This window comes from Lentzea fradiae (assembly GCF_900100955.1).
Lineage (GTDB): Bacteria > Actinomycetota > Actinomycetes > Mycobacteriales > Pseudonocardiaceae > Lentzea > Lentzea fradiae.
In genome coordinates this window covers 52,276-65,443 of the sequence record NZ_FNCC01000002.1, presented here as the reverse complement: position 1 = coordinate 65,443, position 13,168 = coordinate 52,276, and the positions used below count along the sequence as shown (strand labels likewise).

At 70.1% G+C, this 13,168-nt stretch carries 12 protein-coding genes; 8 read left to right on the top strand and 4 right to left on the bottom strand.

Annotated elements, in window-relative coordinates; translation table 11 throughout:
- Positions 1-48: 48 nt before the first annotated feature.
- Positions 49-2,223, top strand: a complete 2,175-nt coding sequence (locus tag BLT23_RS04240; RefSeq protein ID WP_090045894.1) for an NEW3 domain-containing protein — start codon at positions 49-51, stop codon at positions 2,221-2,223.
- Complete coding sequence (locus tag BLT23_RS04235; RefSeq protein ID WP_090045893.1) at positions 2,216-3,103, top strand: ROK family protein; 888 nt, start codon at positions 2,216-2,218, stop codon at positions 3,101-3,103. Before BLT23_RS04240 ends, BLT23_RS04235 begins: the two co-directional genes overlap by 8 nt.
- A gap of 139 nt (positions 3,104-3,242) precedes the next feature.
- Here the strand turns inward: BLT23_RS04235 and BLT23_RS04230 are convergent, their stop codons facing one another.
- Positions 3,243-4,022, bottom strand: a complete 780-nt coding sequence (locus BLT23_RS04230; protein ID WP_218133649.1) for a LamB/YcsF family protein — start codon at positions 4,020-4,022, stop codon at positions 3,243-3,245.
- Between the two features lie 86 nt (positions 4,023-4,108).
- On the opposite strand from BLT23_RS04230, the gene BLT23_RS04225 reads away from it, so the two are divergent.
- Complete coding sequence (locus BLT23_RS04225) at positions 4,109-4,789, top strand: GntR family transcriptional regulator (protein ID WP_245743607.1); 681 nt, start codon at positions 4,109-4,111, stop codon at positions 4,787-4,789.
- A gap of 4 nt (positions 4,790-4,793) precedes the next feature.
- Here BLT23_RS04225 and BLT23_RS04220 read toward each other — a convergent pair whose 3' ends face one another.
- The gene (locus BLT23_RS04220) at positions 4,794-5,870 is read right to left on the bottom strand and encodes an alkene reductase (protein ID WP_090045888.1); all 1,077 of its coding nucleotides are present in this window, start codon (positions 5,868-5,870) and stop codon (positions 4,794-4,796) included.
- A 65-nt stretch (positions 5,871-5,935) separates the two neighbouring features.
- Between BLT23_RS04220 and BLT23_RS04215 the strand changes: the two genes are divergently transcribed.
- From BLT23_RS04215 to BLT23_RS04195, 5 genes are all read left to right on the top strand, one after another.
- On the top strand, positions 5,936-6,286 hold the full coding sequence (locus BLT23_RS04215; protein ID WP_218133648.1) for a winged helix-turn-helix transcriptional regulator: 351 nt from the start codon (positions 5,936-5,938) through the stop codon (positions 6,284-6,286).
- A 90-nt stretch (positions 6,287-6,376) separates the two neighbouring features.
- Complete coding sequence (locus BLT23_RS04210) at positions 6,377-6,643, top strand: DUF3311 domain-containing protein (RefSeq protein ID WP_090045886.1); 267 nt, start codon at positions 6,377-6,379, stop codon at positions 6,641-6,643.
- Positions 6,643-8,277: a monocarboxylate uptake permease MctP gene (gene mctP / locus BLT23_RS04205; RefSeq protein WP_090045884.1), complete on the top strand. Its 1,635-nt coding sequence runs from the start codon at positions 6,643-6,645 to the stop codon at positions 8,275-8,277. Before BLT23_RS04210 ends, mctP begins: the two co-directional genes overlap by 1 nt.
- A 70-nt stretch (positions 8,278-8,347) precedes the next feature.
- A complete protein-coding gene (locus tag BLT23_RS04200; RefSeq protein ID WP_090045883.1) occupies positions 8,348-9,595 on the top strand; it encodes a pyroglutamyl-peptidase I in 1,248 nt (415 codons plus the stop codon).
- Positions 9,592-10,434 carry a septum formation family protein gene (locus BLT23_RS04195; RefSeq protein ID WP_143035815.1) on the top strand — a complete coding sequence of 281 codons (843 nt, stop codon included), beginning with the start codon at positions 9,592-9,594 and terminating at the stop codon, positions 10,432-10,434. Before BLT23_RS04200 ends, BLT23_RS04195 begins: the two co-directional genes overlap by 4 nt.
- Positions 10,435-10,720: 286 nt before the next feature.
- Here BLT23_RS04195 and BLT23_RS04190 read toward each other — a convergent pair whose 3' ends face one another.
- Positions 10,721-10,933 carry a hypothetical protein gene (locus BLT23_RS04190; protein ID WP_090045878.1) on the bottom strand — a complete coding sequence of 71 codons (213 nt, stop codon included), beginning with the start codon at positions 10,931-10,933 and terminating at the stop codon, positions 10,721-10,723.
- Between the two features lie 115 nt (positions 10,934-11,048).
- A complete protein-coding gene (locus tag BLT23_RS04185; RefSeq protein WP_090045876.1) occupies positions 11,049-12,860 on the bottom strand; it encodes a phosphoenolpyruvate carboxykinase (GTP) in 1,812 nt (603 codons plus the stop codon).
- Positions 12,861-13,168 lie beyond the last annotated feature (308 nt).

Below are 13,168 nucleotides of genomic sequence, written 5' to 3'. Positions count from 1 at the left end.
CACCATCGTGGGATTTCGCCACTGGTCGAACAGTGGTGCGATGCTCGGGTGATCGCCGCCGAGTCGACCGAGCTCTTCGTCGGGCCTCGGACCGCCCCGTTGCAGGTGGTGCGGCTGATCGCGCCCACGTCGCGGGGAGAGGTGCACGCCCACGTGTCGGGGCCGGGCCTGCACTCGCCGCGGCACGGCGGTTCGCTGGTCCCCGGCCCGTTCGGCCACGAGGTGGCGGTCGACGTCTCCGAGCACTCGCCGGGTGACGTGGTGGCGGCACAGGCCGTCGTGCGGTCGGACGACGGTGAGGAGACGTGCGAGTTCTCGCTGGTGGTGGGCTCGCCGGGGTGGACGGTGCACCTCGTCGGGCACGTGGCGGGCGACGCGCCGTTCGCGGCCGTGCGGGCACACCTCGACCTGGCGCTGACCGACCCCGCCTACCGGTTCGCGATCACGTCGGCGGAGCTGCTCCAGCCGTACTGGGACACGTTCCCGCAGCACCGGTCGTCGCTGCTGCGGCTGATCGACGAGGGGCGGGCGGAGCTCGTCGGCACACAGTCCACTGTGGCCGGTGTGACGCCGCTGGTGCCGTCGCTGCCCGCCGGTCTGCTGCTGGAGGTGCCGTCGCTGGCCGAGGCCGAACGCGCGGTGTACTCGTCGTTCCTGTCGTCGCGCTCCTCGGCTCCCGCACCGCACGTGCTGCTGCCCGTCGGTGCCGCCCGTGCCGCGCCCAACCGGTGGGTGACGGCGATCCATCACGACTGGGCCACGCGTTACACGTGGCCGCAGGTCGTCTGCTCGGTGCCCCGCGCCTATTACGCGCGCAGTTCCGTTGCGGTGCCGGAGGCGCCCGTGGACGACTCGCCCGCCGCGGTGCTGGCGTCGCACGCGGCCCGGCTGACCGGCGCCGCCTTCCCCTCCGCCGCACTCACCCGCGCCGCTCGCGCGCATCCCCGGGAAGCCTTCGACCTGCGTTCCGAAGTCATCGCGCGGTCCCTGGCCGCCTTGACGTCCACTGTGGACTCTTCGGTGGTCGTCTGGAACCCGTCGCCCGAACCGTGCACCGACGTGGTGTCCGTGCACCTGCCCGTCGCGCGCAACGTGCACGCCTCGTTCGAAGGCGAGGCACTGCCGACGCTGGTCGACGGCGTGACCGTGACGTTCCTGGCCCGTCGCGTGCCCGCGTGCGGCTGGCGCACCTACGCGTTGGTGGAGGACAAGAAGGACCACGGCTGGAAACAGGGCCAGGGAACGGAAATCGCGTCCACGCACTTCGTCCTGTCGTACGACCCGATCGCCTCGCTCGTCGCCGTGGACGGTCCGGCGCTGGACGCGCCGCCGATCACCGGGCCGGTGACCGTCTGGTACAGCGAGGTCGGCGAGAAGATGGTCGGCTCCACGACGTTCACGCTGTGGCACGAGGTCAGCCACCTCGGCCCGTCGCGCTTGCTCGGCGTGCTCGGCTCCCGTTCGCCCGCGGAGGGGTCGCTGCCGGACGTGGCCACGCGGTTGTCGTCGGCCAAACCCCCGCTGGGCCCGGTCGCCCCTGCCGTGACGCCGGTGTTCGCGCGGTACTGGCTGCACGAGCCCGCGCCGTTGGGCGGTCTGCCGGCGAACGTGCTGCTGGAGGTGCTCGGTCCGACGCGGGTGCGGGTGGTCGTGGTGTCGGACGGCGAGGAGTTCTCGGGCGTCGTGCATCTGGCGTTGCCGCAGGGCTGGTCGGCGTCTCGGCGGGAGGTGCCGGTCGAGGTGCCCGCGGGTGGGTACGTGTCGGCCGACGTGCGCCTGACGCCGCCGCGGACGCCGGGCTGCTACCCGCTGCGGGCGACGCTGGAGCCGTTCGACGTGTACGACGTCGTGCTGCTGACCGTGCCGGAGTGGGACGCCGAGGACCCCGTCGAGGTGCTGTGGGTGGCGTCGTCGCCGGAGTCGGTGTCGGTGGAGGCGGGTTCGTCGGCCGTGCTGCGGGTCGTGATGGCGTCCGGCGCCCACGGCGACCTGCCGCTGGAGGCACGGGTGCTGTCACCGCGGCCGACGTGGGAGCTGGTCGGCCCGTTCTGCGTCGGCGCCTCGCTGCCCGCCCTGGGACGGACCTCGCTCGACTTCGCGGTCTCGGCCCCGGAGTGGGCCACGCCGGGTTCGTGGCCGGTGGTCGTGCGCGTGACAGCGGGCCCGCTCGTCCGGACCACCCCGCCGGTCAGGCTGCTGGTTACCATGCCTCCTCGTGACTGATCTGGTGCTGGCACTGGACTTCGGCGGCACCAAGATCGCCGCCGCCCTGGTGGACCCCGTCGGCACGGTGGTGCGCACGGCACGGGTGCCGACGCCCGCCGACCCGTGGGACGCCGTCGTGTCGCTGGTGTCGTCGGTCGTCGAGGACGTGCCCGTGGTCGGAGTGGGCATCGCCTCCGCCGGTCCCGTGGACACGGTGGCGGGCACCGTCTCGCCGATCAACGTGCCGTCGTGGCAGGCGTTCCCGCTGCGTGCGTCGATGGCCGCGCTGTTCCCCGGCGTGCCGGTGGAACTGGCGGGCGACGGCGTGTGCATGGCACTGGGCGAACACCGGCACGGCGCCGGACGCGGGAGCACGCACATGGTCGGCCTCGTGGTGTCGACCGGCGTCGGCGGCGGCCTGGTGCTCGACGGCCGCCCGTTCGGCGGTCGCACCGGCAACGCCGGCCACATCGGCCACGTCGTCGTCGAGGCCGACGGCGAGCCGTGCAGCTGCGGGGGCCGCGGGTGCGTGGAGACGGTCGCGGGCGGCCCGCGGATGGTGGCCTGGGCCCGGCAAGCCGGGTGGCGGGCACCGGACGACGCGGACGCGGCCCTGCTGGCCGCCGCCGCCCTGGCCGGGGAGGAGATCCCGCTGGAGGCGTTCGACCGGGCCGGTCAGGCCGTGGGGATGGCGATCGCCGGTGCCGCCGCCGTGTGCGACCTGGACGTGGCGGTCATCGGCGGCGGGGTGGCCCAGGCCGGGGAGCTGCTGTTCGAGCCGGTCCGGCGGGCGTTGAAGGCGCACGCCGGGTTGTCGTTCCTGGAGGGGATCGAGGTCCGGGCGGCGGAGCTGGGTGGGGCGGCCGGGCTGGTGGGGGCCGCTGCGCTGGTGCGGTGAGGCGTGCCGAGGTTCGGGCGGCTGGGCAGGACGGCCAGGTTGGGCGGCACGGTTGAGCGTGGCGACCAGGCTCGGTGAAGCGGGCAGGCCGGGCGGGTGGCCGGGCCCGGCGGCGTCGTGGTGCTGGTGCAGGGAGCGGTCAGACCGCTTGGCGGGTGTGCCGGAGCGGTGACTCCACGCGGGCCACTTCGACGCCTGCCGACTCCAGGGCCGTGCGGACGGCGCGGGCGATGTCGACGGCGTTCGGGGTGTCGCCGTGCACGCAGATCGAGTCGGCCGCTATGCGGACCGGGCGGCCGGTCGTGCTGCGGACCCAGCCCTCGGTGGCCAGCTGGACGCAGCGGGCGGCTATCTCGGCAGGGTCGCGGAGGACTGCTCCTGGTTCGGTGCGGGGGAGGAGGGTGGCGGCTGCCGTGTAGGCGCGGTCGGCGAACGCCTCGTGCCACACCCGCAGGCCCGCCACCTCCGCGCGTTTCAGCCAGACGGCTCCCGGTGGGCCCAGTACGGCCAGGGCCGGGTCGAAGAGGCGTACCGCGTCGACCACGGCGTCGGCCTGGGACTCGTGGCGGACCAGGGTGTTGTAGAGGGCGCCGTGTGGTTTGACGTACGAGATGCGGGTGCCGGCGGCTTTGGCGAACGCGGCCAGTGCGCCCAGCTGGGCCAGGACCTCGTTGGTGAGGGTGTCGGGGGCGACGTCGATGAACCTGCGGCCGAAGCCCGCCAGGTCGCGGTAGCCGACGTGGGCACCTACGGCCACACCCGACTCGGCGGCGCGGATGCACGTCTCGCGCATCGTGTCGGCGTCGCCCGCGTGGTAGCCGCACGCGATGTTCGCGCTGGTCACCACCGATAACAGCGCCTTGTCGTCGCCCAGCGTCCAGTGGCCGAAGCCCTCGCCGAGATCCGCGTTCAGGTCCATGGCCACCCCTCCTGCTCGCCGTTTGTGGGATTGTTGAACGATTCTACGATAGTGCAATCGAACGATCCTGCAAATAGACTGGGACGGTGAGTGAGACGTGGGTGTCGACGCTGGCCCAGGGCAAGGCCGACCTGGAGCGCGCGAGCACCGCGCAGAAGGTCGCCGACATGCTGCGGGAGCGGGTGCTCGACGGCGAGCTGGAGCCCGGCCTGCGGCTCAGCGAAGAGGCCATCGGCGGCGCGCTCGGCGTCAGCCGCAACACGCTCCGCGAGGCGTTCCGGCTCCTCAGCCGCGACCGGATCCTGGTGCACGAGCACAGCCGCGGCGTCTTCGTGCGCCGGCCGACGGGCGACGACGTGCGCGACCTCTACGCCGCGCGGCGCGTGATCGAGTGCGGGGCGCTGCGCCTGTGGAACGGCGTCACCGAGGCGCAGCGCGAGGCCGTGCGGGCGCCGGTGCGCAGGGCCGTAGCCCGCGCCGAGAAGGGCGACCTGAGCAAGACCGGCAGCGCGAACATCCAGTTCCACCGCGGCATCGTCGGACTCGCGGGCAGCACGCGGCTGAGCGACGAGTCCGACCGGCTGTTCGCCGAGCTGATGCTCGCGTTCCGCGTCGCGCAGGAGGTCGAGGCGTTCCACCAGACGTACCTGCCGTGGAACCGCAAGATCGTGGAGCTGCTCGGCGACGGAGCCGTGGACCAGGCCGTGCTCCAGCTCCACGAGTACTTCGACGCCGCCGAGCAGGACCTGGTCGGGCGACTTTCCTGACCTGTCAGGCTTTCAGCACCGGGTAGTCGAGGTAGCCGCGTTCGGTGCCGCCGTAGTACGTCGAGCTGTCGGCCTCGTTGTACGGGCCGCGCCGGGCGATCCGGTCGGCCAGGTCCGGGTTCGCGAGCCACGGCGCCCCCAGCGCCACCAGGTCCGCCCCGGCGGCCAGGCCGTCGGCGACGCGGTCGTGCGGGGTCTCGGGGCCGGTGCCGCGGTGCGGGTTGAGCACGAGCACGCCCGGCCACGCCTTGCGCACCAACGAGGTCAGGTCGCGCTGCCCCGGCGTCTCGGACACGTCCAGGAACGCGAGACCGTCGCCCGCCAGCTCGCCGAGCAGGGCTTCGTACAGCTCCGCGGAGTCGCCCTCGTCGATGCCGCCGACTGTGCCGGCCGGTGACACGCGCAACGAGGTGCGGTCCGCGCCGGCCGCCTCGGCGATCGCGCGGACGGCCTCGACGACGAACCGGATGCGGTTGCGCGTGCTGCCGCCCCACTCGTCGGTGCGCAGGTTCGTGTTCGGGCTGAGGAACTGCTGGGGCAGGTAGCCGTTGGCGCCGTGCAGCTGCACGCCGTCGAAGCCCGCCGAGATCGCCAGCTCGGCGGCCACCGCGAACTCCCGCAGCGTGGCCCTGATGTCGTCGGCGGTCATGGCGGACGGCATCCCGTGCTCCGCCAGACCCTGGGCGGTGAAGGTCCGACCGGGTGCGAGGAGTGCCGACGGCGCGTGGCCGGGCAGCCCGCCGCGCTCGCTCGGGTGGCCCAGGCGGCCCACGTGGAAGAGCTGGAGGTGGATGGTGCCGCCTGCCTCGTGCACCGCGTCGACCACCGGCCGCCAGCTCGCGGCCTGCTCGGCAGTGCCGATGCCGGGCGTCGTCGGGTACCCCTTCGCGCGCAGGCCGGTCTGGCTCGCCTCGGTGATGATCAGGCCCGCACCGGAACGCTGCCGGTAGTACTCGGCCATCGCGGCGGTGGCGAGACCGTCCTCGGTGGCACGGCTGCGGGTCATCGGGGCCATGACGAGCCGGTTGCGCACGGCCGTGGCGCCGACGCGGATCGGGGAGAAGGCGTTGATGTCGGTCATGGCAGCCAGCCTCTGGGGAAGCGCTTTCCTTGCCAACCGGCCGGTTATCTACTTACTGTTGGTTAGTGACCAGCTCCGTGTGCACCGACACGATCGACTCCGCGGGTTGCGAGGCGGCGGGCGACATCATGGCGTTCGTCTCGCGGCGGTGGACCGCGGCGATCATGCTGGCCGGCGCCAGGGGAGCGCGGCGGTTCGGCGAGTACCGGCGGGTGGTCGAGGGCATCTCCGACCGCATGTTGTCGGCCCGTCTGACCGAGCTCGAACAGCACGGGCTGGTGCGCCGCGAGGTCGTGCCCAGCATGCCCGTGCAGGTGCGCTACCACCTCTCCGAGCGCGGCCTTCGGCTGATCGGAGCAGTGCACGCCATCACGGCCCTGGCCCACGAACCCGCAACCATCCAAAGAGAACGTTAAGTCGACGACAACGATTCCGGACACGTGGCTGACGCCACACCTCCTCAGACCTAACATCCGCGCAACACCGCGTACACGGAGGGTCCACCAATGCCGTCGGATCACAAGACCGGCTTGCGCTGGAGCAACTGGAACCTGTTACTGCTGATTCCGCTGCTCATGCTCATCACGCCGTGGTTCAACCAGGACGAGCCCCGGATCTTCGGGCTTCCGTTCTTCTACTGGTACCAGTTCCTGTTCGTGCCGCTCGGCGTCGCGTGCGTCGGTCTCGTCTACGTCAAGACCAAGAACGAGCCCGTGGTCACCGGCAAGCCCGACAAGCTCGGCATCGACGACCTGGATGAGGGGGCCCGCTGATGCAGTGGACAGAGCTGATCGTCTTCAGCGCCCTCTTCCTGCTCGTGACGGTCATGGGGTTCCTGGCCGCGCGGTGGCAGAAGGGCGAGACGCTCGACCACCTCGACGAGTGGGGCCTCGGCGGCCGCAAGTTCGGCAGCTGGATCACGTGGTTCCTGGTCGGCGGTGACCTCTACACGGCGTACACGTTCGTCGCCGTCCCCGCGCTGATGTTCGGTGCGGGCGCGCTCGGCTTCTACGCGTTGCCGTACACGGTGATCCTCTACCCGATCGTCTTCCTGCCGCTGGTGCGGATGTGGTCGGTGAGCCGCGTGCACGGCTACGTCACGCCCGCCGACTTCGTGAAGGGCCGCTACGGCTCGCACTGGCTCGCGTTGCTCATCGCGATCACCGGCATCGTCGCGACCATGCCGTACATCGCGCTCCAGCTCGTCGGCCTCGAAGCGGTGCTGCGGTCGATGGGCCTCAACGGCGGCGGCATCCTCGGCCACCTCCCGCTGTTCATCGCGTTCGTGATCCTCGCGCTCTACACCTACCAGTCGGGGCTGCGGGCGCCAGCGCTGATCGCGTTCGTCAAGGACATCCTGATCTACCTGGTGATCCTCGTCGCGATCGTCTACCTGCCCGCGAAGTTCGGCGGCTGGGGCCAGATCTTCGACGACGCGCAGGCCAAGTTCGACGCCACGCCCAGCAAGGCCGACGGCATCCTGCTGACCGGCACGAACCAGCTGCAGTACGCGACGCTGGCACTGGGCAGCGCGCTCGCGCTGTTCCTGTACCCGCACTCGCTGACCGGCATCCTGGCGAGCCGCGGCCGCAACGTCATCAAGCGCAACATGGTCGCGCTCCCGGCGTACTCGCTGCTGCTGGGCCTGCTGGCGCTGCTCGGCTTCGTGGCGATCAGCGCAGGCACCAAGCCGATCGTCAACCAGGCGACCGGCCGTCCCGACACCAACACGATCGTCCCCGAGCTCTTCGGCGCGAACTTCCCGTCGTGGTTCGCGGGCATCGCGTTCGCGGCCATCGGCATCGGCGCGCTGGTGCCGGCGGCGATCATGTCGATCGCGGCGGCGAACCTGTGGACGCGCAACGTCTACAAGGAGTACGTGAAGAAGAACGCGACCCCGGCGGAGGAGGCCAAGCAGGCCAAGCTCGCGTCGCTGGTCGTGAAGTTCGGCGCCGTCGCGTTCATCGTGTTCGTCGACCCGCAGTTCTCGATCGACCTGCAGCTCATCGGCGGCGTCATGATCCTGCAGACGCTGCCGGCGGTCGCGATCGCGCTCTACACGCGCTGGTTCCACGTGTACGGCCTGATCGCGGGCTGGGTCGCGGGCATGGGCTACGGCATGTGGCTGCTCTACACGATCGGCAACCCCGCGATCGGCAAGGCGCACTTCGCCGGTTCCGCGCTGCCGCTGGGCAACATCTCGCTCTTCGGCTGGCACCCGTTCGGCTCGTCGCCAACGCAGATCTACGTCGGCATCATCGCGCTGATCGTGAACCTGCTGGTGGCGGTGGTGGTCACGCTGATCGCCAAGAAGGCGGGCACGTTCAACGGCACGGACCAGACGGACCCGAGCGACTACCACGTCGACGAGGACAACCCGCGGGTCAAGCCCGTGGCCGCCCACTGAGACGCGAAAGTCGGCACAATGGGCCACCCGCCGGTTACGGCGGGTGGCCCTTCTTCGTTGAGATGGAACCGTGAAAACCATCGCCGGACTGGTCGGCCTGACCGCAGTCGCTCTTGTCCTGAGTCCTTCCGTCGCGCAGGCGCAGACCGCGAACTGCTACGACACCTCGGTTCCGCTGACCGTCGAGGAGCAACGGCTCGACGACGCGTCAGTCGCCGGTGGCCCCGCCGTGGGTCCCGCCCTCGTGAAGCTCGCCGGGTTCGACGACCGCGTCGCGGACTTCACCGCCAAGCTCTGCCGCCAGCCGTCCCGCGCGCAGGCCCAGCAGTTCGTCGAGCGCGAGGGCAACGGGCTGTGGAAGGCCGCCGTCGCCCGTGCGCAGAGCACGACAACGTTGGCACACGACGCGTACGACGACCGTCCGCTCTACTGGGCGCGGTTGCAGCTCACCAGCGCGCTGCGGCAGTGGCAGCCGCGTTTCGCGTTGCCCGCGAACGACCGCGCGAAGCTCGTCCGCCAGTTCGACTGGGCCTCACGAGGTCTGAGCGACACGGCGTTCCCCGCGAAGCCGGGCGTGCGCAAGATCGCGGTGACGGGCTTCGACCCGTTCCAGCTCCAGGGCACCGCCGTGCGGCGCGCGAACCCGGCGGGGGCGGCGGCGTTGCAGCTCGACGGCCGGGAGATCACCACGCCGCAGGGCAAGGTCGTGCTGCAGGCCGCGGTCCTGCCGGTGCTGTGGGGCGCGTTCGACGAGGGGATCGTCGAGCAGTTCTACGGAACCGCGCTGCGGCAGCGGCCCGACGCGTTCGTGACGATCAGCCAGGGACGTCCCGGCCGGTTCGACGTCGAGCGGTGGGCGGCGCGCTGGCGCGGCGGCTTCGGCGACAACAACGACATCGGCGTGGTCGGCACCGTCCCGGACGCCGCCGGCTGGCCGCAGCCGTCCGACGAGTTCATCGAAACCACGCTGCCGCACCAGAAGATGGTCGACGCGGGCACCGGGCCGTTCCTGGTGAACTACAACCGCGAGTTCTGCGAGTGGGTCGTCGTCGGCCAGCAGGTCTCGTGCCGCACGGACGAACCGACGCCGGGCCGGGTCGCGGCGAGCGGCGGCGGCGGGGACTACCTCTCCAACGAGAGCATGTACCGGGCGAACCGGCTGCGGGTCGGTTCCGGTGCGACGGACGTCCTCGGCGGACACCTGCACACGCCGGTGCTCGGACTGCCCGCCGACCCGGCCGCGCTGACGGACGTGGCGTTCGAAAAGCAGCGTCGGGACATCGCCGATCAGGTGAAGGCCCTAGTCTCTGTGGTGTGAATCGTGTGCGGTTGGCGGTGGCTGTTGTCCTGAGCACGTTGACGCTGTCCTCGTGCGCGATCCACGTCGGCGGTCAGGCGGTCCCCGGACCGATGCCGTCCACGGCCTCCGCCGCCGCGCCCACGCTGCCGAAGCCCGGCCAGTGCATGAACGCCTACGAGCTGAAGGTGTTGCAGTGCACCGAGTCGCACGAGGCCGAGATCATGTCCGTCGGCGAGCTGACCGGTCTGCCGTCGACCTACCCGGACACGCAGGCGCTGCGCAAGGCCGCGCTTCCGCCGTGCCGCCAGGCGCTGACCGACTACCTGGGCAGTGCGGACGCGGACGCGACGCGCCTGCGCGTCTGGGCGTTCTGGCCGAACGAGCAGGGCTGGAAGGACGGCCAGCGCTGGCGCCTGTGCACCGTCGTGGAGATCAGCCCCGATGAGAAGCCGTTGGCGCGCAAGGGTTCGGTGAAGGACACCTTGAAGGGCAACGGTTTCCCGACGTTCCAGACCTGCACCCAGGGCTCCCCGTCCAAGGACCAGGAGGTCAAGGTCGTCGCGTGCAACACCGCGCACCTGGCCGAGGCCGTGCCGGGTGGTGTCGTGTCGCTCGGCAAGTCGAGCGACCCCGCTCCGTCGAAGGAGCAGATGAACTCGATCGCCAAGGACAAGTGCACCAAGGCCGTGCACGACTACCTGGGTTCGGACAAGCGCACCGACGTGTTCCCCGCCTGGCGCAACCCCGGTTCCCAGGCTTGGTCAGAGGGATGGACCAACGCCGTCTGCTACGCGGAGGCCACCAAGTCCTTCAACGGCACCCTCCTCGGCATCCGCGACAACCCGCTCCCGAACTGAGTTCGCCACCACGACCATCAGCACGGCGGCCAGGGCCAGTACCAGCATCGCTATCGCTGCGATTCCCACGGCACACCCTCCTCTCCGCCTCAGTTGACGATCTTTGTGATCGCCGTCACGTACCTAAGACGTTCCCGGGACGGGCTGCGTTCATTCCTGGACCAAGACCATTCGGGCGAATTGTGACGCAGGCCGCAGCCGTGTCCACAGCTGTCCACAACCTGTGCACAGAATTGTCCACACCTGTGGACAAATTCGTCTCATGTGGACTGTGAGCTGCGCGAACTCAGAGAAAAACGCTGCACAGGACCACGCCGCCCGCCCCGCCGACGGCCATTCCGAGGCCGAACACGAGCGCGTAGCGCCACCACGGCGTGCGGGCAGGCGGGCGGGACGGCACCGGGTAGTAGCGCACGATGCCCTTGGCCGGACCGACCTCGACGTCGCGCGGCGAACCGTCGTAGTGGAGGCCGCCGAGGAAGTCGTCTCCCTGCGTCACACGACTAGTACTACCTCATCCCAGTGACGCAATCACTCCCCGCAAGCCCCCCAAACGCACGCGGGGCCCCTTCGTACTGTCACACAGTACGAAGGGGCCCCGCGTGCGGTCAGGATCAGCCCAGGCGCTGCTTCAGGGCTTCCAGTTGGTCGCGGAGAGTGGTCGGGACCTTCTCGCCGATCTTGGCGAACCACTCCTCGACCAGCGGGATCTCGGCACGCCACTCGTCGGCGTCGAACGCCAGCGCGGCCTCGATGTCCTCGCGCGACGCGTCCAGGCCCTCCAGGTCGAGGTCGGCCGCGGTCGGGACGTAGCCGATCGGGGTCTCCTGGGCGGCGGCCTTGCCCTCGATGCGCTCGATGGCCCACTTCAGCACGCGCGCGTTCTCGCCGAACCCGGGCCACAGGAAGCGCTTGTCCTCACCGCGGCGGAACCAGTTGACGTAGAAGATCTTCGGCAGCTTGTCGGCGTCGGCGCGCTTGCCGAGGTCGACCCAGTGCTGGAAGTAGTCGCCCGCGTTGTAGCCGATGAACGGCAGCATCGCCATCGGGTCGCGGCGCACGACACCGGTCTTGCCGACCGCGGCGGCCGTGGTCTCCGACGACAGCGTGGCGCCCATGTAGGTGCCGTGCTGCCAGTCGCGCGACTCGGTGACCAGCGGGATCGTCGTGGCGCGGCGGCCACCGAAGAAGATCGCCGAGATCGGCACGCCCTTCGGGTCGTCCCACTCGGGCGCCTTGATGTCACACTGCTCGATCGGCGTGCAGTAACGGGAGTTCGGGTGCGAGCTGAGCTCCTCGCTGTCCGGCGTCCAGTCCTGGTGCTTCCACGAGGTGAGGTGGGCGGGGGGCTCGCCCATGCCCTCCCACCAGACGTCGCCGTCGTCGGTCAGCGCGACGTTCGTGAACAGCGAGTTGCCCTTGGCGATGGTGCGCATCGCGTTCGGGTTGGTGTGGTAGTCCGTGCCGGGCGCGACACCGAAGAAGCCGTTCTCCGGGTTCACCGCGTACAGGCGGCCGTCCTCACCGAAGCGCATCCACGCGATGTCGTCGCCGAGCGTCTCGACCTTCCAGCCGGGGATGGTCGGCTCCAGCATCGCGAGGTTCGTCTTGCCGCAGGCCGACGGGAACGCGGCGGCGACGTAGTACGCCTTGTTCTCCGGCGAGGTGAGCTTGAGGATCAGCATGTGCTCGGCGAGCCAGCCCTCGTCGCGCGCCATCACCGAGGCGATGCGCAGCGAGTAGCACTTCTTGCCGAGCAGGGCGTTGCCGCCGTAGCCGGAGCCGAAGCTCCAGATCTCGCGGGTCTCCGGGAAGTGCGAGATGTACTTGGTCTCGTTGCACGGCCACTGCACGTCCTGCTGGCCGTGCTCGAGCGGCGCGCCGAGCGAGTGCAGCGCCGGGACGAAGTCGGCGTCCTCACCGAACAGCGCGAGGGCCTTGGAGCCCATTCGCGTCATGATGTGCATGGAGACGACGACGTATTCCGAATCGGTGATCTCGACACCGAGCATCGGCTTTTCCGCGTCCAGCGGGCCCATGCAGAAAGGAATGACGTACATCGTGCGGCCGCGCATGCAGCCCCGGTACAGCTCGGTCATGATGGCCTTCATCTCGGAAGGGTCCATCCAGTTGTTCGTGGCGCCGGCGTCCTCTTCGCGCACCGAGCAGATGTAGGTCCGCTCCTCCACGCGCGCCACGTCGCTCGGGTCCGAGGCGGCCCAGAACGAGTTGGGCTTCTTCTTGAGCGGCACGAACGTGCCCGCGTCGACGAGCTTCTGCGTGAGACGGTCCCATTCGGCCTGAGAACCGTCAGCCCAAACAACCTCGTCCGGGCAGGTCAGCTCGGCGACTTCCTGAACCCATGCGAGCAAACGCGCGTGGTTGGTAGGTGCGTGTTCGAGACCGGGAATGGTCACTGCCGTCATCTCGTCTCGTCTCCTGACTGAACGCCTCGGCCGCCCGAGGACGTGGGGTCCGGTGCGGGACTGCGTCGTCCTCGGGAATAGCTCCACACGCCCGGTGGCGCCGGGCGTACGTGGAAGGGGATGGACCGAGGTTAGCCCGATGAATGGCGGGTAAAGCACCCCTGGCCTGTCGCTTGCCTCACAAAACCGATTCTGGAATCGATTCAGCACTCCAACGGAGTTATGGCGTGCACAAGAACGGAAAAACACAAGAGGCCCCGGTGCGGTTCTCACCACACCGGGGCCTGTGACCTGGGCTTCAGTTGTGA